The sequence below is a fragment of the Mycobacterium sp. 852002-51961_SCH5331710 genome (assembly GCF_001665535.1).
Classification (GTDB): Bacteria; Actinomycetota; Actinomycetes; order Mycobacteriales; family Mycobacteriaceae; genus Mycobacterium.
Genome location: NZ_LZSQ01000015.1, coordinates 46,500 through 67,509 on the forward strand (window position 1 = coordinate 46,500; position 21,010 = coordinate 67,509).

Consider the following 21,010-nt stretch of genomic DNA (forward strand, 5'->3'; position numbering starts at 1 on the left):
CGGCTACGGGTAGGACAGCAGCACCATCACCCGGCCGTCGAGCGGCGGATCTGGGAAAGCCTCTTCGTCGAAGCCATAGTACTTCTGCTGGGTTTCGGTGATCTCGTCGATCACGCGGCCGTGTGTGTGAATCGTGTTGTCCCGCACGCCCTTCATGACGCCGACAAAGTCGGGTACCGACAGCGACTCGGCCAGTAGCAGCGCTTCGCCACCGGCCGAAAGGTGTACGAGCACACCGGCTCCCGAGAAATTGTTGCCGCCGCGGCCGGTACCCCGCGGTGCCCAGTACACCGGATCGCCGGCGAGAGCACCGTCGACGCGCCGGTACTGCCCCACCGCATCGACGCTGTCGGCGACGGTCACTACGGGCAACTTGTCGATGGTGCGCAATTCGTCCCACCACATGTAGGCGAGCGGGATCCCGACGATCGCATAGACCATCACGATCAGCATGAGCAGCGGCTTCCACGCCATCTCCCAGCCGAGCTTTCGATCCGAAACCCCTTGTGCTGCCGCATGATCGCCGATCTGGCGCCGTCCGAATCGGAAGACGTACCAACTCAGCAGCCGGGCCAGCGCCATCAGCGCCAGCACGATGAGCCCGACGACACCCGCGACGCGCCAATAGAAGGTGCTGTCGCCGTGGTTGATCGTCATCAGCACCATGACGGCGGGGATGGGGGCGGTGAGCAGGAGCAACAGCGAGTACGACGGATGACTGCTCAGGTACTCGTATTCGACCCGCCACGCGCGGGTTCCGCCGACCACGGTCGCATCGCCGATGTCCGCGCGCACCATCGGTGTCCACGCTCCTTGCTTGACCCGCGGCCTGATCAGGCTGCGGAAGAAGAAGAATCCGCAGACCAGCGAGACGACCAACGCACCCCAGAACACGCCCGGCATCGATTCACCGGTGCCCGGCACGCCGAAGGCACCGCGGATGTCGATCATCTTGGCGATGAAGAAGGTCAGCGGCAGCGCGAAGAACAACTCGGCGAGCCACATCTGCACCAGTTGCGGGATGCGCGAACCGATCCGGTCGAAGGCGAGCACTCCTCGCCACACGAACCGCAGCACGCGCATGAACGGCAAGACTATGTGAGCACACGCCGCCGAACGGCCGATCTTGAGAACCGTCACCGGCAAACGTTCACAGCGGGCGTGCAGGTACGCGAATTACTGTCGGAAGCGCCGAGAGAGAGGAGACTCAGATGGCGATCTACGAGGTCTCCACCATCGCTCTGGCCGCGCTGCTGGCGGCTTTCGCGACGGCGGCGATCTACCTCGGATTGCTCAATTGGATGGGCGTGTTCCACGTCGTGCGGTGCGCACACTGCCACCACATGACGTTCTCGTCGACCAACCGGTCGCCCGGATCCTGCGTCCACTGCCGACATCCCGCGTTGATGCATCCGATCTACGCGGCGCACCACCAGCCGCCGGTCCGGGTGGTCAACGACCGGCTGCGCTATTGAGGCCTGTTCCGCCGGGTTACCCGCCGAGCGCTCGCCTGAGCGCGGCCAGCCACGTGCGGTCGGCGGGCACCCACGCGAGGCCGTCGAGTTCGCCCATGGTGACCCAGCGCAGCGCCCGGTGGTCGTTGGGGTGCAGGCTTCCGCCAGTCTGGGTGACGCGATAAGCCCGCAGGATCATGGTTTCGGTGAGGGCGACGTCGTCGCCGAGTCGCGCACCGACGTCGACAACGACACCGAGCTCCTCGTGCAGTTCGCGGGCCAGCGCGGCTTCGTCCGTCTCACCCGGGGCCACCTTGCCGCCGGGCAGTTCCCACAGCCCGGCGAGTTCGGCTGGCCGGTCGCGCTGCGCGACGAGCAGCGAAGCCTCCGAGATGAGGGCGCCGGCGACAACGATCTGGTTCGACACTGCGGCTGACGGTATACGGTCGAAGCCATGGCTGTGTTAACGGACGAACAAGTGGACGCCGCACTGCCCGATCTGCCCGGCTGGGAACGCGCCGACGGTGCCCTGCGGCGCTCGATCAAATTCCCCGCCTTTCTCGACGGCATCGACGCAGTCCGCCGGGTCGGCGAGCACGCGGAGGCCAAGGATCACCATCCCGATATCGATATCCGCTGGCGGACAGTGACTTTCGCGTTGGTGACGCATTCAGAGGGCGGCATCACCGACAAGGACCTCGAGATGGCCAAGGACATCAACGGGATCGTCGACCCGTAGCTAGGTCGAATCGTCGGACTCCTCAACGCGGCTGGCGCCGCTTGATCGTCGCCCGACGGCCATCCACGCCAGCGTCGCCAGCGTGGCGACGATGTAGATCAACCCGGCCCAGGCCAGATACCACGGTCGCGGGATCACCCAGATCGTCGGCTGGGCGAAGCTCAGCAGCCACGGCACCCCGACCAGGGTCAGGGCGAGCCAGCCCCAACCCAGCACTCGCGCGCCGCGCCTGTCGCGCAATGGCCCGTGCAGAAGCCAGATCATCAACGGGATCAGCCACACCCAGTGATGAGTCCACGAGATCGGCGACAGCAGAAGGCCGAACAATTGCACCACCACGATGGCGCCCAGCCGGTCGGACGCGCCGCCGATGGCCCGCCACGCCAGGATCGCCAACACCGCCGTCACCACGATTCCGGCCACCACAGCGGGCCCGTAACCCGCATCCTGGCCGAGGATCCGCGAGATCCCGCCGCGCCACGACTGGTTGAACGACGTCCCCATCGGACCCACCCGGTCGGCGTCACCGAGCAGTTCGGTGAAATAGCGCCGAGTCTGGTCGCCCACCACCAGAGCCGAAACCCCCACGGTGGCAAGGAAAACCACCGCTGAGAACACCACCGCGGCCCATCGCCGGGCGCCTAGGAAGTACAGCCCGGACACCGCGGGCGTCAGCTTCAAGCCGGCCGCGACGCCGACCAGCAGACCGGACACCCACCATCGCGTGCTGTAGACCGCGTACAGGACCGCCAGCACCAGCACCACGTTGATCTGCCCGTAGTCGAAGGTGCTGCGCAACGGTTCGACCCAGATGCCGACCGCAGTCCACAGCATCGCGACCCGCCGGTCGCCGGAGCCCAGCAGCCGCTGGCTGAGACGCACCACGCCGTAGAGCGCGGCGATGATCCCGACCTGCCACAGGAACGCGACGAGGCCGAACGGCAGCAGGTGAAGCGGATAGAACACCACGGCCGCGAACGGCGGATAGGTGAACGGCAGAGGAAAGTCCGGGGTCTGGTCGGCATAGACGTAGTCGTAGAGCGCGCCGGGTTGGTCCAGCGTGGCGGCGCCACCGACATAGACGTGCAGGTCGACGAAGTTCGCGCCGTTGGGTACCAGGTAGGTCCACGCCAGTCGCGCCGCGATGCTGAGCGCCAGCAGCACGGGCGCCGCAGCGGCCAGTCGGGAGGCCATCCGCGACGGTGACGGGTCGGCGCTTGTCGAGGTGTCTATTCGCCCGACTCTATCGGCCGGTCACCGAAACCCCTCGCTTGCGTAACGGTTGAGTCACTGCCACACGTGTCACTTGAGTCACACCAGTAACTCCGTAGCTTCGGGCGAAGGCGTGCCACACAACCGATTGGGAGAACCATGCACAGCACCGGAAAACTGTTCGCGACCACCATGATCGCCGCTGCGGGGGCGGTCTCGGCCGCGCTGGCGCTGAGCGCCACCGCGTCCGCGCAACCCGCGGCGCCGGCACCCGCACCCACCGTGCCGGGCCTGCCGCTGATCCAGCAGTTGGCGTCGAACCCGGCCGCCGCGACGCAACTCATGCAGGGCGTCACCTCCCTGCTGAACACCGCTTCGACTCCGGCCGCCCCGGCCGCGACTCCACCGTCGGCAACGGCGTCGGTCACCCTGCCGCAGCCGCCGGCCTCGCTGCCCGGTATGCCCGCGGCGCCGGCGGCACCCGCAGCGGCCTCGACCGCGCCGGCCAACCCGGCCAGCCTGCTGTCCAACCTGCCGACGGGCCTGGCTTCGCTGCTCCCCGAGGGCACGCCGTTAACCGGTCTGCTGCCCGCGGCCGCGCAGGCGGCTACGCCGTCGGTCGCCGCACCCGCGGCCGCTGCGGCCGCCCCGGCTGCCGCTGCGCCCGCCGCCGCCCCGGCAGGCGCCGGCATGGCGCCGCTGCTGATGCCGCTGTCGGCTCTTCCGTGATGACGGCGGCGACGCCGAACGACCAACTGGCAGACACGACCACTACAACCCCTGAGGGAGCCATGTCAGCTCGAAGGATGTTCGCCACCGTCGCCGTCGCGATCGGTTCATCGGCCACGCTGCTTGTCGGCGGCGTGGCCGGTGTGGCCGGCGCCGAACCCGCGCCCCCGCCAGCGATCCCGGGACTGCAGGCGCCCGGCCTGTCGGCGGTTCAGGGCATCAGCCCGGCTATCCAGCAGGCCGCCGCCGATCCGACGAACGCCGCGTCGACGCTGATGGCCGCGGCCGCGGTGTTCGCCGGTGACGCGGTCGTCCCCGCCGACTCGCGAAATGTCGCGTCGGCGGTCAACCAGTTCGTCGCCCACAATCCGGCACCCGGCGCCGTGCCCGGCCAGGAAGCACACCTGCCGCCGGGCATCGATCCGGCGCACGCCGTCGGGCCGGTGCAGGACGCGGTGCCGGAGGCGGCCGCCGCACCCGCACCCGCGGCGGCTCCTGCCGCGGCGCCCGCGCCCGAGGTCGCGCCCGTCGCGGCTGCGGCGGCGCCGGCGCCCGAGGCCGCCCCTGCCCCTGCGCCTGCTCCGGAGGTTGCGCCCGCACCGGCACCCGCGCCGGCGCCTGAGGCCGCCGCACCCGGTCCGGCCTTCGGCCCGGAAGCCCCGCCCACGCAGGACTTCATGTATCCGTCGATCAGCAACGGCTGCCTGGCCGACGGCGGAAACGTCCTCGCCACGGCGATCTCGGTCGCCGGGCCGGCCAAGATCCCGACGCCGGGCCCCGGCCCCGGTCAGACCGCTTATGTGTTCACCGCGGTCGGCACGCCGGGTCCCGCAGCCGAGCAGAAGCTGCCGCTCAACGTCACGTGGGTCAACCTGACCACCGGTAAGTCGGGCAGCGCGACGCTCAAGCCGCGGCCGGATATCAACCCCGAGGGGCCGACCACGCTGACCGCGATCGTCGACACCGGCTCAGGCAGCATCCTCTCGACGATCTTCGGGCAGGTGACGACCACCGAACGGCAGTGCCAGTTCATGCCGACGATCGGCTCGACGGTCGTCCCGTAACCGGTCGACAAACCCCGCCGAGCGGGATCAGTAAGCCATGAAGAGGATCGCGTCCCGGTCGTAGTCGCGGCCGGGATGCGCCTCGGAGAGGTGCGCCTGGGCCTTCTCGACCAGATCGTCCTCATCCTTACCGACGATCGCTTCGCCACACGGGCAGTTGAGGTGCGTCTTCATCTCCCCACCTTCGCATAAGTCGTGACCGACAAGGCCCAAGATATAGCCATGGACCTCTACGACGTCATGCGCACGACGGCCGCGGTGCGCGAGTACACCGGCGATCCGTTATCCGACGACGTCCTCGAACGCATCCTCGACAACGCCCGCTTCGCACCCAGCGGAGGCAACCGTCAGGGCAACAGGGTGATCGTGGTCCGCGATCCGGCGACGCGCGAGGCGTTGATCGAATGCGGGATTCCCGGCGCCAAGCGCTACATCGCACAGCTGCGCAACGGGGAGAGCCCGTGGAATCCGTTGCAGCCCTGCCAAGTTGACGAGCAGACCATTGCTGCCGTGAATGTGCCGAACCAGTCGCCGCTGCGCACTGCGGAGGTGGTGCTCGTGGTCTGCGTCGACCTCGGCGTGGTGGCCGCGTTCGACCAGCACCTCGATCGCGTCGGCCTGATCGCGGGCGCCTCGGTCTACCCGTTCGTGTGGAACATCCTGCTGGCCGCCCGCAACGAGGGCTTCGGCGGCGTCCTCACCACCGCGGCGGTGGCCGAGGAGCCCCGGGTGCGCGAGTTGCTCGGGATCCCCGACAACTACGCCGTCGCCGCGCTCCTGCCGCTCGGAAAGCCGGTCCGGCAGCTGACCAAGTTGACCCGCAGACCGGTCTCCGAGATCGCCACCCGGGAGCGCTTCGACGGCGATGCGCTCACAAGCCGCGAGCGGTGAGCCACGCGTCGATGTGGCCTGCCACCTCGGTCCAACCCGGCTCGAGCATCATGTTGTGCCCCATGTCCGGGAAGACCTCGGCCTGCCCGCCATACGCCGTTGCGGTCGCGTCGATCTCCTCGCGGGTGATCGCGCCGTCGAGTCCCGCGCCGAGAACGAGCACGGGTGCCGTCACGCTCTCGGGGCTGGCGATCGGCCGGAAGGTGTCGAAGCCCACCCGCAGACTCTCGTTGCCCACCAGCGCCGCGTAGCGGGCCACGTCCGCCTCGGTGGTGTTCTGTGAATAGAACAATGCGCGAGCGATGTTCGGCGTGTTGAGACCGTAGGCGCCGTCGCCGGTGATCATGTTTCTGACCATCAGCCACGGATGGCGCCGCATCAGGCGCTGCGCGAAGTCCCGGCTGCCGTGGACGGAGGCGGACGCGATCAGCACAGCGGCCGGTGCGTCGTTGCGCTCCAAATACTTCTGCACGATGAACCCGCCCATCGAGTGGCCGATGAGAACCGGCGCAGCGGGCAATTGCGCGATGACGCTTCCGACATCGTCGACGTAATCGGCCAGCGAACAGAACCTGAATCTCTTCGGCATGGCACTGCCGCCGTGCCCGCGCAGGCTCAGCGCCACTGCGCGATAACCGTTCTCGGCGAAGTACTCCAGGAAGTTCTCCCAGCACCATGCGGCATGTCAGGCGCCGTGGATGAAGAGCAGCGGCGCCGGATGCCGAGACGTGGTCGTGCCTTCGTCGAGCACTTCCAAGTCAATCCCTCGGACCGGGTCCAGGACTTCGTCAGCCATGCCGAGAAGTGTGCGCCGCTTGGGCGCCTGCACCATGCGTAATGCGCTACTTCATCTCTCGGATGTCGACGTCCGGTAACGGTTCGGCGCAAACATCACGGCAGCTGTTTCGAGGCGACCGAATTCGTGAGACCTTGGGGACGTGACCTGCACGCTGGGCTACGCCACAGCAAGCGCCGCCGAGCAGGGCCTCGAGGGTCAGCTCGCGGCGCTCAACGCTGCAGGAGTCGACCCCCGGCGGGTGTTCACCGACCGGCTCTCCGACTCCGCCGACCGCATCGGCGCGGGCCTGCACGCGATGCTGAGCTACGCCCGCTCGGGCGACACCATCGTCGTCGTCGCGCTCGACCGGCTCGGCCGCACCGGCGCCGACGTCATCCGCACCGTCGCCGAACTCTGTGACCGCGGCCTGCGGCTGCGCACGCTCAAGGAGGGCATCGACACCGGGACCTCCACCGGCCACGTCGTCGCCGGTGTCATCAAGACGCTGGCGCGCCTGGACGCCGAGGACTCCGCGGTCGCCAACTCCTAGCCCGCTCAGGCCTTGGCGGCCTTCGCGGCCGCCTTCGCCTGCTTCTTGTACGACCGCACCTTCTCCAACGAACCCGCGTCGACCACGTCGGCCACCGACAGGAACGACCCGGCCTTGCCGTAGTCGCCGGCCGCCTTTCGCCAGCCCTGCGGCGTCACGCCGTACTGCTTGCCGAGTAGCGCCAGAAAGATCTTCGCCTTCTGCTCACCGAACCCGGGAAGCGCCCTGAGGCGACGAAGCACCTCGGCGCCGTCAGGGTCGTCGGCGGTCCACAACGCGGCCGCATCACCGTCGTAGCGATCGACGAGCAACTGCGCCAGTGCCTGAACACGTTTGGCCATCGAGCCCGGGAAGCGGTGTATGGCAGGCGTTTTCGAGCACAACGCGGCAAACTTCTCGGGGTCGTAGTCGGCGATCTCGCGGACGTCGAAACCACCGAGACGGTCGGCGATCTTCTTCGGTCCTGCGAACGCCGCCTCCATCGGGTACTGCTGATCGAGCAGCATCCCGACCAACAGCGCGAACGGGTTGGACTCCAGCAGCTCGTCGGCCGCCGGATCTTGAACTAGCTGCAGTTTCGCCACAGGGCCAGTCTAAATCCGACGTGTTGGCTTACAGTTGCCTGGCAATCAGCTGAGTATGACGCGCGTCTCACGGCTGCGCACGCACGACTACACCAGATGAGGAGTCGCCCGTGCCCGAAATCCACCGATCGTCCTTGGACACTCCGATCAGTGGCGAGGAATATCGCGCCGTGCAGGCCAGTCCTGAATTCCAGGAGCTACGGAGCAGGTTGCGGCGCTTCGTCTTTCCGATGAGCACGCTGTTTCTCGTCTGGTATTCGGCGTACGTGGTCCTGGGCGCCTTCGCCCACGAATTCATGGCGACCAAGGTGTGGGGCGACATCAACGTCGGCCTGCTGATCGGCATCGGGCAGTTCGTCTCCACCTTCGTCATCACCGGGATTTACGTGCGCTTCGCCAACCGGGAGCTGGACCCGCGGGCCGAGGCCATCCGCACCAAGCTGGAGGGTGGCGCCGCATGAGCACCCTGCTGGCCGCCGACTCAGCCGTCGGCAATCCCGTCGCCAACATCGGCATCTTCGCGCTGTTCGTCGCGGTGACGCTCTACATCGTGATCCGTGCGAGCAAGCGCAACGCGACCGCCGCCGAGTTCTTCACCGCCGGGCGGTCGTTCACCGGTCCGCAGAACGGCATCGCGATCTCCGGTGACTATCTGTCGGCCGCCAGCTTCCTCGGCATCGCCGGCGCCATCGCGGTGTACGGATACGACGGCTTCCTCTACTCCATCGGCTTCCTGGTGGCCTGGTTGGTCGCGCTGCTGCTGGTCGCTGAATTGCTGCGCAACGCAGGCAAATTCACGATGGCCGATGTGCTGAGTTTCCGGCTGCGACAGCGCCCGGTACGACTCGCCGCGGCCACGACGACGCTGGCTGTCTGCCTGTTCTACCTGCTGGCACAGATGGCCGGCGCCGGCGGGCTCGTCGCACTGCTGCTCAACGTCAACAGCGACCTCGGCCAGGCCCTCGTCATCGCCGTCGTCGGCGTGCTGATGATCGTCTACGTGCTGATCGGCGGCATGAAGGGCACGACCTGGGTGCAGATCATCAAGGCCGTGTTGCTGATCGGCGGCGCGGCGCTGATGACCGTGTGGGTGCTCGCCAAGTTCGGCGCCAACTTCTCCGAGATCCTCGGCGCCGCGCAGTCCGCGGTGTCCGGCTCGTCCAACGAGGCCGTCGCCGCCCGCGACGTTCTGGCGCCCGGCGCCCAGTACGGCGCCTCCCTGACATCGCAGATCAACTTCATCTCGCTGGCGCTGGCGCTGGTGCTCGGCACCGCGGGTCTGCCGCACGTGTTGATGCGGTTCTACACCGTGCCGACCGCCAAGGAGGCCCGCCGTTCGGTGGTGTGGGCGATCGCGCTCATTGGCGCGTTCTATCTGTTCACCCTCGCGCTCGGATACGGCGCCGCCGCGCTCGTCGGACCCGACACCATCTTGGCCGCTCCGGGTGGTCAGAACTCGGCCGCGCCGCTGCTGGCGTTCCAGCTCGGCGGGGTCATCCTGCTCGGCATCATCTCTGCGGTCGCGTTCGCGACCATCCTCGCGGTGGTCGCCGGCCTGACCATCACCGCGGCGACGTCCTTCGCGCACGACATCTACGCCAGCGTGATGAAGAGCCACGGGGTCGGCGAGGACGAACAGGTGCGGGTCTCGCGGATCACGGTCGTGGTGCTGGGCGTGTTCGCGATCGGCCTCGGCATCCTGGCGGCCGAGCAGAACATCGCGTTCCTGGTGGCTCTCGCGTTCGCGGTGGCGGCCGCGGCCAACCTGCCGACCATCCTGTATTCGCTGTACTGGCCGCGCTTCAATACGCGGGGCGCGTTGTGGAGCATGTACGGCGGCCTGATCTCGACGATCGTGCTGATCGTCTTCTCCCCCGCCGTGTCGGGCTCGAAGACCGCGATGCTGTCCAGCGTCGATTTTGCATGGTTCCCCTTGGCCAACCCCGGCATCGTGTCGATCCCGCTGGCGTTCGCGCTCGGGGCGATCGGCACCCTGACCTCGTCCGACCGGGGTGACCCGGACATCAACGCCGAGTTCGAGGTGCGCTCGCTGACCGGCATCGGCGCGGAGAAAGCGGTCACACACTGACCTGACGGGGATTAGGGCACCCGCGGGGGTGGTTATCAACAGACATGCTCGACGCCGCCCCAGCGGGCCCCGCCACGACCGCCCACCGCCTGGCCTTCGGCCTCCTGGCGTACGCGTTCGCCGCGATCATGCTCGGCACCACGATGCCGACGCCGATGTACGCGCTCTACGGCGAGCAGATGCATTTCTCGGTGCTGACCACCACCGTCGTGTACGCGGCCTATGCGGGCGGCGTGCTGTTCGCGCTGCTGGCGTTCGGCCGGTGGTCGGACGCGATCGGCAGGCGGCCGGTGCTCCTCGGCGGCGTGGTCGCCGCGTTGATCAGTGCCGGGGTTTTCCTCGCCGCGGATTCGGTACCGCTGCTGCTCGTCGGTCGCGTGTTCTCCGGGCTGTCGGCCGGGGTCTTCACCGGGACGGCCACCGCGGCCGTCGTCGAGGCCGCACCGCCACGGTGGCGCACGCGGGCGGCCGCGGTCGCGACTGTCGCCAACATCGGCGGGCTCGGCGCCGGCCCGATGATGGCCGGTGTGCTCGTCGAATACGCGCCGCAGCCGCTGCACCTGAGCTTCATCGTGCACATCGTCCTGGCGGCACTGGCGGGCGTGGCGGTGCTGCTGGTACCGGAGACGTCACCGCGCTCGGGGCGGATCGCCCTGCAGCGGCTCTCGGTGCCGCCCGAGGTGCGTTCGGTGTTCATTCTCGCCGCGATCGCCGGATTTGCCGGGTTCGCGGTGACGGGTCTGTTCGCCGCGGTGGCTCCGTCGTTCGTGACCGAAGTCGTCGGCATCGACAACCAGGCGGTCGCCGGCCTGATCGCCGGTTCGATCTTCGCCGCCTCGGCCCTGACGCAGATCGTTACCAACACCATGGCGCCGCAGCGGGCGCTGGCGGTCGGCTGCGCAATCCTGGTGGTCGGCATGGCGACTCTGGCTGTGGCACTGCAACTCTCGTCGCTGATCGGGTTGATCGCGGCCGCCGTCGTGTCCGGCATCGGGCAGGGTATGAGCTTCAGCCGTGGCTTGGCGGCGATCTCCGAACGCAGCCCGGCCGACCGACGCGCGGAGGTCAACTCCACGTTCTTCGTCATCGGCTACGTGGCGATCTCGGTGCCCGTCGTCGGCGAGGGCCTGGCCGCCCAGCAGTGGGGATTACGCACGGCGGGTGTGAGTTTCGCAGTGGCAGTGGCCGTGCTCGCCGGCATCTGCCTCGCGGCGATCCTCCTGCGCGAAGCGCGCACTTCTCGGGCAGGTTAGCCGCTCTTGCGCCGGAACTCCCGGCGATGCTCGACCGGGCCGTGCGCCCGCGGCTGCTTGGCTCCGCCGTCCTTGTGGTCGCCCCCGCCGGCCGCCTTGGCCTTCTTGCGCTCCAGCGCTTCCCGGAACCTGCGCTTGGTGTCGTCTTCCGGTTCTTCAGCCATGACGGGAGCCTAGCCCCTCGATCGGTGGGCCGTCGCCTGCTTTTCAGCGCTTACCGGGGGGCATCCCGTAGACGTGGCTGATCGGCAGCGTCATCACCACCCGGCGGTCGTCGACCATCGCGCGCCGGTAGTCGTCCCAGTCGGGATGCTCACCGGCGATGTTGCGGTACAACGCGATCAGCGCCTCGACGGTGTCGTCGTCGGGCCTCGCGGCGGGCGGCGTCAGGATCGCGTCACCCTCGGCGACGGCATACGACCAGCCGTCGTCCGAGCTGACGTGAAGCGACGCGCGGGGATCACGCCGCAGGTTGCGGGTCTTCGCCCGCGGTTCGGTGATCGACACCTGGATGGTCAGTGCGCGCGGGTCGAAGTAATACGACACGTTCGACAGTTGAGGGCGCCCGTCGCGCTTCAGAGTCGCCAGCACGCCCAGCGAGTTTCCCCCGATCAATGCGAGAAGCTTGTCGTCGAACACATGGCGTCCCATGCCAAGAGCCTACGTCTCTACCATCGAGATGTGACCGGTCCAGCATCGCGAATCGACGGCAGCGTTCTCGAGGGCGTATCGGCGACCGCACTGTGGACGCTGTACTACCGCGCAAGCGAGGCCAAGCGATCCGACGGCGTCATCCGCGACCCGTGGGCGGTCACGCTGCTGGACACGATCGACTACGACTATGGCAAGTTCGGCAAACCCAAACAGGCACATGCGCTGCGCGCCCTCGCTTTCGACACCGCCACCCGCGAGTACCTGAGCGAGCATCCGAAGGCATCGGTGGTCGCGCTCGCCGAAGGTCTGCAGACCAGTTTCTGGCGATTGCAGCGGCACGGCGTCACCGACGAATTGACGTGGTACTCCGTCGATCTGCCGCCCGTCATCGCCTTGCGCGAGCAATTGTTGCCGCGCGAGGATCGGATCGTAACGCTGGCACAGTCGGCGTTGGACCGCAGTTGGATGGACCGCGTCGACGCGTCGAACGGCGTCTTCATCACCACCGAGGGGCTGCTGATGTATCTCGATCCCGATGTCGCGTTGAACCTGATCCGCGACTGCGCGGCCCGCTTCCCCGGCGGGCGGTTGATGTTCGACTCCGTCCCGCCCTGGTTCAGCCGGCGCACCGTGCGCGGCAAGCTCAAACTCTCCGATCGCTACGTCACCCCGCCGATGCCTTTCGGGCTCAGCCCGGACGAGGCCGTCGAACTTGCCGGGCGTATCCCGGGTGTGCGCGCGGCCCACGATGTCCCCCTGCCGCCCGGGCGGGGCGCGTACAAGGTGCTGGCATCGGCTGCGTGGGACCGCGTCGGCTTCCTGCGCCACGGCCGGCCCAGCCACACCCTGCTGGAGTTCGGCTGATGACGCGCTATGCCGCGTTCCTGCGCGGCGTCAACGTCGGCGGCGTCAACCTCAAGATGGCCGACGTCGCGAAGGCTCTCGAAGACGCCGGATTCCGTTCGGTGCGAACCATTCTCGCCAGCGGCAACGTCCTCTTCGACAGCGGTTCAGGTGTCGATACGGTACGGAAGAAGGCCGAGAAGGCGCTGCGCGACTCCTTCGGCTACGACGCCTGGGTGCTGGCCTACCCGATCGACACGGTGGCGGCGATCTCGCGCGCCTATCCGTTCGAGCGCGAAGTGCCCGACCACCACTCCTATGTCACGTTCGTGACCGACGAACAGGTCCTCGACGAACTCGCCGACCTGGCGAAGGACGCCCCGGCTCAGGAGAAGATCGAGCGCGGTGACGGGGTCATCTACTGGCAGGTGCCCAAGACCGCGACGCTGGACACCACCATCGGCAAGACGATGGGCAAGAAGCGGTACAAGTCGTCGACCACCACCAGAAACCTGAGGACACTGGACAAGGTCCTGCGCTAGGTAGATTCGAGGGCGTGAGCTCCGAACCGAACGACTCGCCCGCCAGGACCGACGCGACCATGCTGACCGGTGTCTCCGAAACCGCGTTGATGACGCTGAAGGTGCGAGCGACCGAGGCAGCCCGCCCGGATGGACTGATCGACGATCCGATGGCGATTCAACTCGTCGACTCCATCGACTTCGACTTCGCGAAGTTCGGGCTGTCCCGCCGCCAGGACATGGCGGTGCGTGCACGGGGCTTCGACCGCGAGACACGGCGCTACCTCGGCGACCATCCCCGCGCCACGGTCGTGGCGCTCGCCGAGGGCCTCCAGACCAGCTTCTACCGGCTCGACACCGGCGAGGTTGGGCACGAATTTCGTTGGCTCACGGTCGATCTACCACCCGTCATCGAGTTGCGCCGGCGCTTGCTGCCGTCCTCTGATCGCGTGCGCATGCTGGCCCAGTCGGCGCTGGACTACAGCTGGATGGACCACGTCGACACCGAGCACGGGGTGTTCATCACCGCCGAAGGGCTGCTGATGTACCTGCAGCCGGAGGAGGCGCTCGACCTGATCCGTGAGTGCGCCGCCCGCTTCCCCGGCGGGCAGATGATGTTCGAACTACCGCCGGCCTGGTTCGCCCGCGCGATCAGCAGCGGCCTGTTGCGGCCGTCGCTGAGCTACCGCGTCCCGCCGATGCCGTTCCACATGACACCGTCGCAGGTCGCCGACCTCGTCAACGACATCCCCGGGATCCGCGCGGTGCACGACGTGGCGCTGCCGCCGGGACGGGGCAGGGTGCTCAACGCGCTGATGTGGAGCGCTCAGCGGCTCCCGTGGTTCGACTCCGTGCGACCGGTCTTCACCGTCCTCGAATTCGGGTGAGCACCGCTACCCGAACGCCGTCTCCACATACCGCAGCGCATCGTCCTTGCCCACCCCGAGCGACTTGGCCGCCGACACGAAGGTGTTGGCGGCCGTGGCCATCGCGGCGTCGGCCGGATCCTCATGAGCGACGAATGTGCCGAAGCGGCCGCGGGTTTCGAGGATTCCCGCCGACTCCAACTCGCGGTAGGCACGGGCCACGGTGTTCACCGCGAGACCGAGCTGGCCCGCCAGCTCGCGCACCGTCGGCAGCCGGGTGCCCGGCGGCAGCCTGCCGTCGCGCACGCCATCGATGATCTGCGTTCTGAGCTGGTCGAACAGGGCGCCGGAAGAGCGCTGGTCGATGCGTACCCAATCCCCCAAGTTGGCCACGTGCCTAGTATCGCCCACACGGGCTAGTTTGGTCATGTGCAGGTAACGGTCCTCAGCGGTGCGGGTATCTCGGCCGAGAGCGGGGTGCCGACCTTCCGCGACGCCGAAACCGGCCTGTGGGCGAAGGTCGACCCCTACGAAATCTCCAGTTCGGAGGGGTGGCGAGCCCACCCCGAGAAGGTGTGGGCGTGGTACCTGTGGCGCCACTACATGATGAGCGGGGTGCAACCGAACAACGGACACCTGGCGGTGGCCGCCTGGCAGGACTACGCCGACGTGCACGTCGTCACCCAGAACGTCGACGACCTGCATGAGCGCGCGGGCAGCAAGAAGGTCTACCACGTACACGGAAGCCTGTTCGAGTTCCGCTGCGACCTCTGTCAGGGGGCGTACTCCGGCGAACTGCCGGCCATGCCGGAACCGGTGGAGACCGTCGACCCGCCACGGTGCGTGTGCGGAGGGCTCATCAGGCCCAATGTGGTCTGGTTCGGCGAGGCACTGCCGGAGGACGCCTGGCAGCGGTCGGTCGAGGCGGTCAGCGGCGCCGACCTGGTGATCGTCGTCGGCACCTCGTCGATCGTCTATCCCGCGGCGGGCCTGCCCGAGATCGCGCTGGCCAACGGCATCCCGGTCATCGAGGTCAACCCGGAACGCACACCGCTGTCGGATTCCGCGACGGCGTCCGTGCGCGAGACGGCGGCGAACGCACTGCCGAACCTGTTGCAGCGGCTTCCGGCCCTGCTCGGCTGAGCGATTTGTGTACGTTTTGTTGCGCTCACCGCTCGTGAACGCACACAAATCGCAGACTGCGGAACCGAACGTGGTCCTACGGCGTCCTTTCCAACGTGCTCGAAGATCATCTGCGGCGGCACGACGGAGTCATCACGCTTGCGCAGGCCGAGCGATGCGGCCTGAGCAGACACGCAATCGGTAGACGAGTTCGCGCTGGCCGGTGGCGACGCTGCTCGCCCGGGGTGTACTTCGTCGACGATCGGCCGTTCACCGGTGCCGCACGGGTACGGGCAGCCGTGTGGGGTTACGGCCCACAAGCGACGGCCAGTGGGTTGTCGGCCGCATGGTGGCACAGCATGACCCGCTTTGCGCCCGACATCGTCGAAGTGACGGTGCCCAGGGAGAGCCATCATCCACACCGCGCGGGAATCCGCACGCGAAGGCGGGACCTCGCGTCATCGGATGTGGTTGAACGCAAAGGGCTGAGAGTGACAGCGATTCCGCTGACGGTCGTCGAAGCCGCGATCCGCGAACGCGATGGTGTCGTGTTGATGGATTCAGCACTGCAGAGCGTTGTCGAGTTGCGCGACCTGTGGCGAGCGCATCTGCGAAACAGGGGCCGCCACGGGTCGCCGGCCGCCAGACGACTGCTACAGGCAGCGTCAGACGGCGCACGATCAGCAGCTGAGCGCCTGCTCGTGAAGTTGTTGCGTGAGGCTGGTATTGGCGGGTGGTACACCAACCATCCGGTCGACAGATACAAGGTCGACGTCGCATTCCCAGCGCAGAGAGTCGCCATCGAAGTCGACGGCTGGGCATTCCACAGCGACGCCGAGGTGTTCGTCAAAGACCGCAACCGGCAGAACAAGATCGCGTTGCTCGGGTGGAGTGTCCTGCGCTTTACGTGGTTGGACCTCACCCAGTATCCCGAGCGAGTGATCGCGGAGATCCGGCGCGCCCTCGCCTAAGTAGCGATTTGTGTGCGCTTTGTTGCGCTCAGCGCTCGCTATCGCACACAAATCGCTAGGGCTTGACCGCGCGGCCGATCGCAAATTCGGATACGGGCAGCGGCACCCACCGCGGCATCGTCCACTCCCGCCGCGACCCTGCGACATCGAATCCCGCGCCCGCAATGCTCTGCTCGGTGTGGCGGTGCGTATGGCAATTTCCGAACAACCGCGGCCACACCGTCGCGTCGGCGATCCGCTGCAGCCGCCCGCGGCCGTCTGCGCTGGCGATGTGCTCGAGGTAGCGAAGTTCACCGCCCGGCCGCATCAACGAATGGAGTTGGCGCAGAACGGTCTCCGGGTCCTCGATCGAGCACAGCACGAGCGAGCAGACGACGGCGTCGAACGGTTCGTTGCCGGAAGCCATGAACTGTTCCACGGTGTCGGTGCTGACGGTGACGGGCACTCGCGCCGCGGCAGCGGCCCGCTGGGCGTGTTCGGCCAACCGGCGCTCGGGCTCGACGGCCACGACCTCGGTCACGGTGTCGGGGTAGAACTCGAAGTTCGTCCCGGTCCCCGCGCCGACCTCCAGCACCCGGCCGGACAACCCGGCGAGGTTCTCCCGCCGGAGTTGCCGGATGGCGTCGGTCTCGTGGGTGGACATCACCGTCCACAACCGCGCGAAAAACGGGTTATTGACCGTGTCCGACATGTAGCGCCCCTTTCAACTGTGCGACGGCTTCCGCTGGCCTGTCGAGGTCGACGGCGCCTCGGGCGATCTGACCGAAGCACACAGCCGCCAGCACCCGGTCGGCGAACTCCTCGACATCACCCCACGGTAGGTACGGCTTCGAGATCAGCATCGCGGCCACCCCGTGCGCGACGGTCATCAACTCCAGCGCCATCGCCGTCGAATCACCCGGCGCATAGATTCCCTCCGCGATCAGGCCCTCGACCGCGGCGCGCAGATGCACGAACGCCGAGCTGTTCAACGCCACGTCCACATCGCTGCCCGGCCGACTCTCCCCCATCGTCGCAATGCGATACAGCTCAGGGGTTTTCATCGCGAACCGAACGTACGCCAGTCCCTGGGCACGCAGCACCTCGATGGTCGAGGGCTGCCCGGCCGCCACGGACTGCATCTCCTCGTCGAGCTTCTCGAAGTACCGCGCGCACACCGCGTCGAGCAGGGCGTCCTTGTCGGCGAAGTGCAGATAGATCGACGGCGGGGTCACACCCACCCGCTGCGCCACCGACCGGATCGAGACCTCTTTCGCGGTGCCGGCCTCGAGTAGCAGGTCGGTTGTCGCGTCGAGGATCTCCTCGCGCAACTGCTCCCCGGACCCGCGGGGCGCGCGTCGCCGTTTCATCGCGTCCCCGCCGGTTCGGTCGGACTCCCGGCGGCTGCGGGTGCGGGTTCGCCCGACTCGCGCAAACCGATCCGCTCATGCAATTTCGCCAACGGCTTGGGCGCCCACCAGTTCCACCGCCCCAGCAGGTGCATGAACGCCGGCACCAGACCCATCCGCACCAGCGTCGCGTCGGCGAGCACCGCAAGCGTCAACCCCACACCGAACATCCGCATGAACGCGACCTCGGCCGCGATCAACGCCGCGAACGAGATCGACATCAACAGCGCCGCCGCCGTGACGACGCGGCCGGTCTTCGCCAAGCCGAGCGCGACGCTCTCGTCGTTGCGTTCACGCGCCGAAAGTGCTCCGTCCTCGCCGGACTGCAGCCAGAACTCGCGGATCCGTGAGACCAGGAACACCTCATAATCCATCGACAACCCGAACGCGATGCAGAACAACAGCACGGGCATGTTCGCCACCAAGGTGCCCGTGGGCGTGGTTCCCAGCGCACCGAGGTGGCCCTCCTGGAAGATCCACACCAGCGCGCCGAACGCAGCGGTCAGCGATAAGACGTTGAGCACCAACGCCTTCAACGGCAGCACGACGCTTCCGGTGAGCAGGAACAGCAACACAAACGTGATGACTCCGATCACCCCGAGCACCAGCGGCAGGCGCGTGGTGATCGCCGAGGCGCTGTCACGGTTCACCTGCGCGGTGCCGGTCAGCAGCACCGGAACATCGCCGGGCGTGCCGACGGCCTGCAACCGGTCGAGCTGCGCCTCGGAGGCATCGCTGAAAAGCGGCGCGGTGCTGGCCACCGTGAGGAAAGCGCTGCCGTCCTTGACGCCCGTCGCCGCCGACGGCGGGCCGACCGGTCTGCCGTCGACGAAGGTGCCGCCGGGTGCCGAGACCGAGGACACGTCGGCGACACGAGAGAGTTCGGCGGCGTAGCGATCGACCATCGCGGGCGTGACGCCCCGAGTGTCCGGTATGACGACCGCGACATTGCGGGCCGAGTCGACGGCGAAGTTGGCGCGCAGATCGTCGCCGACCTGCCGCGCCGAAGCTGACTGCGGCAGCACACGCTCATCGGGAAAACCCCACCGCGCGTTGAGGAACGGCGCGCCGAGCACCAGCAGCAGCGTGACGATCACCAACGCGATCGGAATCGACCGGCGCATCACGACCTTCGTGCACCGGTACCAGAACGTCTGCTCCACGGGCTTGCGCACCGGCTCCGGCCTGCCGAACAGGCGGCGGCCGAGGCGGCGCACATCGAACGCGTCGAGCCGCTCGCCGAGCAGCACCATCGCCGCGGGCGCCACGACGATCGCGGCGACGGCCGCGAACGTCACCACCGCGATCCCCGCGTATGCGAACGACTTCAGGAAGTACATCGGGAACAACACCATCGCGACCATCGACAGCGCGACCGTCAGCGCCGAGAACAACACCGTGCGTCCCGCGGTGGCCATCGTGCGCACCAGCGCAGTTTCGCGGTCGGCGCCGTCGGCGAGCTCGTCGCGGTACCTGCTGATGATCAGCAGCGTGTAGTCGATGGCCAGCGCCAGACCCATGGCCACCGAGAGGTTCAGCGCGAAGATCGAGACGTCGGTGACGTAGGTGACCGCACGCAGCACCGCCATCGAGCCGAGGATCGCCATACCGCCGATGGCCAGCGGCAGCGCAGCGGCGAGCAGCCCGCCGAACACCCACACCAGTGCCAGGAAGCACAGCGGAATCGCGATCGCCTCCATCTTCAGGAGGTCTTTTTCGCTCTGCCCGTTGATCTGCACGTAGATCATCGCCTCGCCGCCGGCCCGCACGCTGACGCCGTCGCGGTCGTGTACGAGCCGCTCGGTGAGCTCCTTCGCATGCTTCTGCGCACCGCTCTCACCGCCGGTGATGCCTGCGACGATCAGCCCCGTCTTCCCGTCCTCGCTGACCAGCGCCGGCGCGGCGGTCGGCGGCGCGTTCCACAGCGAGGTGACGTCGACGACCGAGGGCGCGGCCCGCAGTTCGGCGACGAGTTCCTCCCCCACGGCACGCGCCGCCGGGCTCTGCGCGCCGTCGTCGGAGTGGACGCTCAGGATCAGCTCCATGTCGCCCTGGCCGAACTTGTCCACCAGCAGTTGGGTGGCCTTCGCCGACTCCGACGTCGGATCCTGGAAGCCGCCGGCCGAGAGGTTCTTGGCGACGGGGATCCCGAATACCGCGCACGCCACCATCACGAGGACGGCTGTCGCGATGATGCGCCGGGGCGCCGCTATGGCCAGCTGTGCGATTCGTTGCAGCACTGCATGTCCTCTCGGTCCTCGGACTAACGACGGTAACTTAACAACGGTAAGTCAGCGGCGTCAACGGCCCCCTTCGGACACGGTTCAGGACCGTGCGGCGTTCACTACGAATCCGCGCGATGAGTTGTGGCTCGTCTGATAGTCGTATTGGGCATGACCACGACGGACGCGGCGACGGCCGCCACCAGCACACGCAACACCGCGACGGACATCGGCCTGCTCATCCTGCGCATCGGCGTCGGCGCCGCCATCCTTCAGGCGGGGCTCATCAAACTCTTGGACTTCAGCGCCACCGTCGGGTTCATGGAAGCCGCGGGCTGGCGGTTGCCCGCACTGGCGGCCTTCATGGTGACCGCGGCCGAGACCCTCGGCGGCCTCGGCCTGATCTTCGGGGCGCTCACACCACTGGCGGCGTGCGCGGTGGTCGCGGCGATGGTCGACGCATGGGCGGTCAACGTGTCGGAGTCCGCGTTCTGGTCCGAACCGTTCAACGTGCCCTTCATGATCGGCATCGGGGCCGCTGCGCTGCTCTTCCTCGGCGCCGGGGCCTACTCACTCGACGCGAAGGCGTTGGGCCGCCTGGCGTGGGGACGGCGCATCGCCGTCGGCCTGCTGGTCGTGGCGTTCGCCGCAGCGATCCTGACTTGGGTGGCCCTGCTCGGCACGAACCCGATCCATTTGACGGCCAGGGCGTAGCCGGCCAGCAAAAAGCTACCGGCGGGTATTGGATTGGGTATCGCCGGACCCTACCCGCGGGTAAGGATTGCCAACATATTCCGAATCGTGACTCAAAGATTCCTTAGAGGTAACACTTACTGTCGAGTACATGTGGATCGACGACACCAGTGCCGATGTCATCAAGGTTGACTTCGAAGCGCTCTACCACGGCGATGTCCTGGTAGAGGGCGACACCTCGGAGCAGCTCGACGACGAGCACCCCCTGCGCACCGCCGTCTGACACGAACGCGCGCCGAGGGGTCGCGCATTCGCTCCGACGGTTCGGCCCCAGAGCCCGAGCCTGGTCCGATGGCGCTTCTTGGCGATCCCGCCCGCTAAGTCCGA

Annotated in this window: 27 protein-coding genes and 1 pseudogene; 16 read left to right on the forward strand and 12 right to left on the reverse strand. The window is 67.7% G+C overall.

Annotated elements, in window-relative coordinates; translation table 11 throughout:
- Window positions 1-3: 3 nt before the first annotated feature.
- Window positions 4-1,140: a hypothetical protein gene (locus tag A5752_RS02610; RefSeq protein WP_231983307.1), complete on the reverse strand. Its 1,137-nt coding sequence runs from the start codon at window positions 1,138-1,140 to the stop codon at window positions 4-6.
- A 71-nt stretch (window positions 1,141-1,211) separates the two neighbouring features.
- Between A5752_RS02610 and A5752_RS02615 the strand changes: the two genes are divergently transcribed.
- Window positions 1,212-1,475 (forward strand): hypothetical protein, encoded by a 264-nt coding sequence (locus tag A5752_RS02615; protein ID WP_067081650.1) that lies wholly within the window; start codon window positions 1,212-1,214, stop codon window positions 1,473-1,475.
- 16 nt (window positions 1,476-1,491) lie between these two features.
- Here A5752_RS02615 and A5752_RS02620 read toward each other — a convergent pair whose 3' ends face one another.
- Window positions 1,492-1,881 carry a (deoxy)nucleoside triphosphate pyrophosphohydrolase gene (locus A5752_RS02620; protein WP_067081653.1) on the reverse strand — a complete coding sequence of 130 codons (390 nt, stop codon included), beginning with the start codon at window positions 1,879-1,881 and terminating at the stop codon, window positions 1,492-1,494.
- Between the two features lie 27 nt (window positions 1,882-1,908).
- Here A5752_RS02620 and A5752_RS02625 point away from each other — a divergent pair, with 27 nt between their 5' ends.
- Complete coding sequence (locus A5752_RS02625) at window positions 1,909-2,193, forward strand: 4a-hydroxytetrahydrobiopterin dehydratase (protein WP_067081656.1); 285 nt, start codon at window positions 1,909-1,911, stop codon at window positions 2,191-2,193.
- On the opposite strand, the gene A5752_RS02630 is transcribed toward A5752_RS02625, so the two are convergent.
- A complete protein-coding gene (locus A5752_RS02630; RefSeq protein WP_067081659.1) occupies window positions 2,194-3,387 on the reverse strand; it encodes a mannosyltransferase in 1,194 nt (397 codons plus the stop codon).
- 177 nt (window positions 3,388-3,564) lie between these two features.
- Here A5752_RS02630 and A5752_RS02635 point away from each other — a divergent pair, with 177 nt between their 5' ends.
- Window positions 3,565-4,134 carry a hypothetical protein gene (locus tag A5752_RS02635; protein WP_067081662.1) on the forward strand — a complete coding sequence of 190 codons (570 nt, stop codon included), beginning with the start codon at window positions 3,565-3,567 and terminating at the stop codon, window positions 4,132-4,134.
- A gap of 62 nt (window positions 4,135-4,196) precedes the next feature.
- Window positions 4,197-5,198 carry an Rv1157c family protein gene (locus A5752_RS02640; protein ID WP_067081664.1) on the forward strand — a complete coding sequence of 334 codons (1,002 nt, stop codon included), beginning with the start codon at window positions 4,197-4,199 and terminating at the stop codon, window positions 5,196-5,198.
- A gap of 27 nt (window positions 5,199-5,225) precedes the next feature.
- On the opposite strand, the gene A5752_RS02645 is transcribed toward A5752_RS02640, so the two are convergent.
- Complete coding sequence (locus tag A5752_RS02645; RefSeq protein WP_067081668.1) at window positions 5,226-5,372, reverse strand: DUF1059 domain-containing protein; 147 nt, start codon at window positions 5,370-5,372, stop codon at window positions 5,226-5,228.
- Between the two features lie 48 nt (window positions 5,373-5,420).
- Between A5752_RS02645 and A5752_RS02650 the strand changes: the two genes are divergently transcribed.
- A complete protein-coding gene (locus A5752_RS02650) occupies window positions 5,421-6,089 on the forward strand; it encodes a nitroreductase family protein (RefSeq protein ID WP_067081671.1) in 669 nt (222 codons plus the stop codon).
- Here A5752_RS02650 and A5752_RS02655 read toward each other — a convergent pair.
- Window positions 6,070-6,759 (reverse strand): annotated as a pseudogene (locus tag A5752_RS02655) (alpha/beta hydrolase); the annotation flags it as partial. The gene A5752_RS02650 and the pseudogene A5752_RS02655 sit on opposite strands and share 20 nt — an antisense overlap.
- Before the next feature lie 268 nt (window positions 6,760-7,027).
- Here A5752_RS02655 and A5752_RS02660 point away from each other — a divergent pair.
- On the forward strand, window positions 7,028-7,417 hold the full coding sequence (locus A5752_RS02660; protein ID WP_067081675.1) for a recombinase family protein: 390 nt from the start codon (window positions 7,028-7,030) through the stop codon (window positions 7,415-7,417).
- 5 nt (window positions 7,418-7,422) lie between these two features.
- Here the strand turns inward: A5752_RS02660 and A5752_RS02665 are convergent, their stop codons facing one another.
- Window positions 7,423-8,001 carry an HhH-GPD-type base excision DNA repair protein gene (locus A5752_RS02665; protein WP_067081678.1) on the reverse strand — a complete coding sequence of 193 codons (579 nt, stop codon included), beginning with the start codon at window positions 7,999-8,001 and terminating at the stop codon, window positions 7,423-7,425.
- 110 nt (window positions 8,002-8,111) lie between these two features.
- On the opposite strand from A5752_RS02665, the gene A5752_RS02670 reads away from it, so the two are divergent.
- The 3 genes from A5752_RS02670 to A5752_RS02680 are packed head-to-tail and all read left to right on the forward strand — an operon-like array spanning window position 8,112 to window position 11,343.
- Complete coding sequence (locus A5752_RS02670) at window positions 8,112-8,462, forward strand: DUF485 domain-containing protein (RefSeq protein ID WP_067081680.1); 351 nt, start codon at window positions 8,112-8,114, stop codon at window positions 8,460-8,462.
- Window positions 8,459-10,090 carry a monocarboxylic acid transporter gene (locus tag A5752_RS02675; RefSeq protein WP_067081683.1) on the forward strand — a complete coding sequence of 544 codons (1,632 nt, stop codon included), beginning with the start codon at window positions 8,459-8,461 and terminating at the stop codon, window positions 10,088-10,090. Before A5752_RS02670 ends, A5752_RS02675 begins: the two co-directional genes overlap by 4 nt.
- 44 nt (window positions 10,091-10,134) lie before the next feature.
- On the forward strand, window positions 10,135-11,343 hold the full coding sequence (locus A5752_RS02680) for an MFS transporter (protein WP_067081685.1): 1,209 nt from the start codon (window positions 10,135-10,137) through the stop codon (window positions 11,341-11,343).
- On the opposite strand, the gene A5752_RS27365 is transcribed toward A5752_RS02680, so the two are convergent.
- Both A5752_RS27365 and A5752_RS02685 read right to left on the reverse strand, forming a co-directional pair.
- Entirely contained in the window at window positions 11,340-11,507 is a 168-nt protein-coding gene (locus A5752_RS27365; RefSeq protein WP_156613569.1) for a DUF5302 domain-containing protein, read from the reverse strand. The two genes, A5752_RS02680 and A5752_RS27365, sit on opposite strands and share 4 nt — an antisense overlap.
- 43 nt (window positions 11,508-11,550) lie before the next feature.
- Entirely contained in the window at window positions 11,551-11,994 is a 444-nt protein-coding gene (locus tag A5752_RS02685) for a PPOX class F420-dependent oxidoreductase (RefSeq protein ID WP_067081688.1), read from the reverse strand.
- Here A5752_RS02685 and A5752_RS02690 point away from each other — a divergent pair.
- Genes A5752_RS02690 through A5752_RS02700 form a run of 3 tightly spaced genes read left to right on the forward strand, consistent with a single transcriptional unit; the run spans window position 11,983 to window position 14,248 of the window.
- A complete protein-coding gene (locus A5752_RS02690; RefSeq protein ID WP_067081690.1) occupies window positions 11,983-12,861 on the forward strand; it encodes a class I SAM-dependent methyltransferase in 879 nt (292 codons plus the stop codon). The two genes, A5752_RS02685 and A5752_RS02690, sit on opposite strands and share 12 nt — an antisense overlap.
- The gene (locus A5752_RS02695; protein WP_067081692.1) at window positions 12,861-13,382 is read left to right on the forward strand and encodes a DUF1697 domain-containing protein; all 522 of its coding nucleotides are present in this window, start codon (window positions 12,861-12,863) and stop codon (window positions 13,380-13,382) included. The genes A5752_RS02690 and A5752_RS02695 overlap by 1 nt, the downstream gene beginning before the upstream one ends.
- 59 nt (window positions 13,383-13,441) lie before the next feature.
- Window positions 13,442-14,248, forward strand: coding sequence for a class I SAM-dependent methyltransferase (locus tag A5752_RS02700; RefSeq protein WP_067081777.1), 807 nt, complete (start codon window positions 13,442-13,444; stop codon window positions 14,246-14,248).
- Window positions 14,249-14,254: 6 nt separating this feature from the next.
- Here A5752_RS02700 and A5752_RS02705 read toward each other — a convergent pair whose 3' ends face one another.
- A complete protein-coding gene (locus tag A5752_RS02705) occupies window positions 14,255-14,620 on the reverse strand; it encodes an Rv1152 family transcriptional regulator (protein WP_067081695.1) in 366 nt (121 codons plus the stop codon).
- A gap of 36 nt (window positions 14,621-14,656) precedes the next feature.
- Between A5752_RS02705 and A5752_RS02710 the strand changes: the two genes are divergently transcribed.
- Together A5752_RS02710 and A5752_RS02715 are read left to right on the forward strand one after the other, a co-directional pair.
- A complete protein-coding gene (locus A5752_RS02710) occupies window positions 14,657-15,370 on the forward strand; it encodes an NAD-dependent deacylase (RefSeq protein WP_067081698.1) in 714 nt (237 codons plus the stop codon).
- Window positions 15,371-15,465: 95 nt separating this feature from the next.
- The gene (locus A5752_RS02715) at window positions 15,466-16,320 is read left to right on the forward strand and encodes a PDDEXK-like endonuclease domain-containing protein (RefSeq protein WP_067081701.1); all 855 of its coding nucleotides are present in this window, start codon (window positions 15,466-15,468) and stop codon (window positions 16,318-16,320) included.
- 55 nt (window positions 16,321-16,375) lie between these two features.
- Here the strand turns inward: A5752_RS02715 and A5752_RS02720 are convergent, their stop codons facing one another.
- Genes A5752_RS02720 through A5752_RS02730 form a run of 3 tightly spaced genes read right to left on the reverse strand, consistent with a single transcriptional unit; the run spans window position 16,376 to window position 19,948 of the window.
- Window positions 16,376-17,011 carry a class I SAM-dependent methyltransferase gene (locus tag A5752_RS02720; RefSeq protein WP_067081703.1) on the reverse strand — a complete coding sequence of 212 codons (636 nt, stop codon included), beginning with the start codon at window positions 17,009-17,011 and terminating at the stop codon, window positions 16,376-16,378.
- On the reverse strand, window positions 16,992-17,669 hold the full coding sequence (locus A5752_RS02725) for a TetR/AcrR family transcriptional regulator (RefSeq protein ID WP_067081706.1): 678 nt from the start codon (window positions 17,667-17,669) through the stop codon (window positions 16,992-16,994). Before A5752_RS02725 ends, A5752_RS02720 begins: the two co-directional genes overlap by 20 nt.
- The gene (locus A5752_RS02730; protein ID WP_067081709.1) at window positions 17,666-19,948 is read right to left on the reverse strand and encodes an MMPL family transporter; all 2,283 of its coding nucleotides are present in this window, start codon (window positions 19,946-19,948) and stop codon (window positions 17,666-17,668) included. The genes A5752_RS02725 and A5752_RS02730 overlap by 4 nt, the downstream gene beginning before the upstream one ends.
- Before the next feature lie 153 nt (window positions 19,949-20,101).
- Here A5752_RS02730 and A5752_RS02735 point away from each other — a divergent pair, with 153 nt between their 5' ends.
- Together A5752_RS02735 and A5752_RS28140 are read left to right on the forward strand one after the other, a co-directional pair.
- Window positions 20,102-20,644 carry a DoxX family protein gene (locus A5752_RS02735; protein ID WP_067081712.1) on the forward strand — a complete coding sequence of 181 codons (543 nt, stop codon included), beginning with the start codon at window positions 20,102-20,104 and terminating at the stop codon, window positions 20,642-20,644.
- A gap of 130 nt (window positions 20,645-20,774) precedes the next feature.
- On the forward strand, window positions 20,775-20,906 hold the full coding sequence (locus A5752_RS28140) for a hypothetical protein (RefSeq protein ID WP_090278021.1): 132 nt from the start codon (window positions 20,775-20,777) through the stop codon (window positions 20,904-20,906).
- The last annotated feature ends 104 nt before the right edge of the window (window positions 20,907-21,010 follow it).

Excerpts from the sequence above, each read along its gene's own strand:
- A5752_RS02690 (WP_067081690.1), top strand. The coding sequence starts at position 11,983 with ATGGCGTCCCATGCCAAGAGCCTACGTCTCTACCATCGAGATGTGACC.
- A5752_RS02700 (WP_067081777.1), top strand. The coding sequence starts at position 13,442 with ATGCTGACCGGTGTCTCCGAAACCGCGTTGATGACGCTGAAGGTGCGA.
- A5752_RS02680 (WP_067081685.1), top strand. The coding sequence starts at position 10,135 with ATGCTCGACGCCGCCCCAGCGGGCCCCGCCACGACCGCCCACCGCCTG.
- A5752_RS02630 (WP_067081659.1), bottom strand. The coding sequence starts at position 3,387 with ATGGCCTCCCGACTGGCCGCTGCGGCGCCCGTGCTGCTGGCGCTCAGC.
- A5752_RS02635 (WP_067081662.1), top strand. The coding sequence starts at position 3,565 with ATGCACAGCACCGGAAAACTGTTCGCGACCACCATGATCGCCGCTGCG.
- A5752_RS02685 (WP_067081688.1), bottom strand. The coding sequence starts at position 11,994 with ATGGGACGCCATGTGTTCGACGACAAGCTTCTCGCATTGATCGGGGGA.
- A5752_RS02725 (WP_067081706.1), bottom strand. The coding sequence starts at position 17,669 with ATGAAACGGCGACGCGCGCCCCGCGGGTCCGGGGAGCAGTTGCGCGAG.
- A5752_RS02640 (WP_067081664.1), top strand. The coding sequence starts at position 4,197 with ATGTCAGCTCGAAGGATGTTCGCCACCGTCGCCGTCGCGATCGGTTCA.
- A5752_RS28140 (WP_090278021.1), top strand. The coding sequence starts at position 20,775 with ATGTGGATCGACGACACCAGTGCCGATGTCATCAAGGTTGACTTCGAA.
- A5752_RS02650 (WP_067081671.1), top strand. The coding sequence starts at position 5,421 with ATGGACCTCTACGACGTCATGCGCACGACGGCCGCGGTGCGCGAGTAC.
- A5752_RS02720 (WP_067081703.1), bottom strand. The coding sequence starts at position 17,011 with ATGTCGGACACGGTCAATAACCCGTTTTTCGCGCGGTTGTGGACGGTG.
- A5752_RS02735 (WP_067081712.1), top strand. The coding sequence starts at position 20,102 with ATGACCACGACGGACGCGGCGACGGCCGCCACCAGCACACGCAACACC.
- A5752_RS02615 (WP_067081650.1), top strand. The coding sequence starts at position 1,212 with ATGGCGATCTACGAGGTCTCCACCATCGCTCTGGCCGCGCTGCTGGCG.
- A5752_RS02675 (WP_067081683.1), top strand. The coding sequence starts at position 8,459 with ATGAGCACCCTGCTGGCCGCCGACTCAGCCGTCGGCAATCCCGTCGCC.
- A5752_RS27365 (WP_156613569.1), bottom strand. The coding sequence starts at position 11,507 with ATGGCTGAAGAACCGGAAGACGACACCAAGCGCAGGTTCCGGGAAGCG.
- A5752_RS02645 (WP_067081668.1), bottom strand. The coding sequence starts at position 5,372 with ATGAAGACGCACCTCAACTGCCCGTGTGGCGAAGCGATCGTCGGTAAG.
- A5752_RS02625 (WP_067081656.1), top strand. The coding sequence starts at position 1,909 with ATGGCTGTGTTAACGGACGAACAAGTGGACGCCGCACTGCCCGATCTG.
- A5752_RS02695 (WP_067081692.1), top strand. The coding sequence starts at position 12,861 with ATGACGCGCTATGCCGCGTTCCTGCGCGGCGTCAACGTCGGCGGCGTC.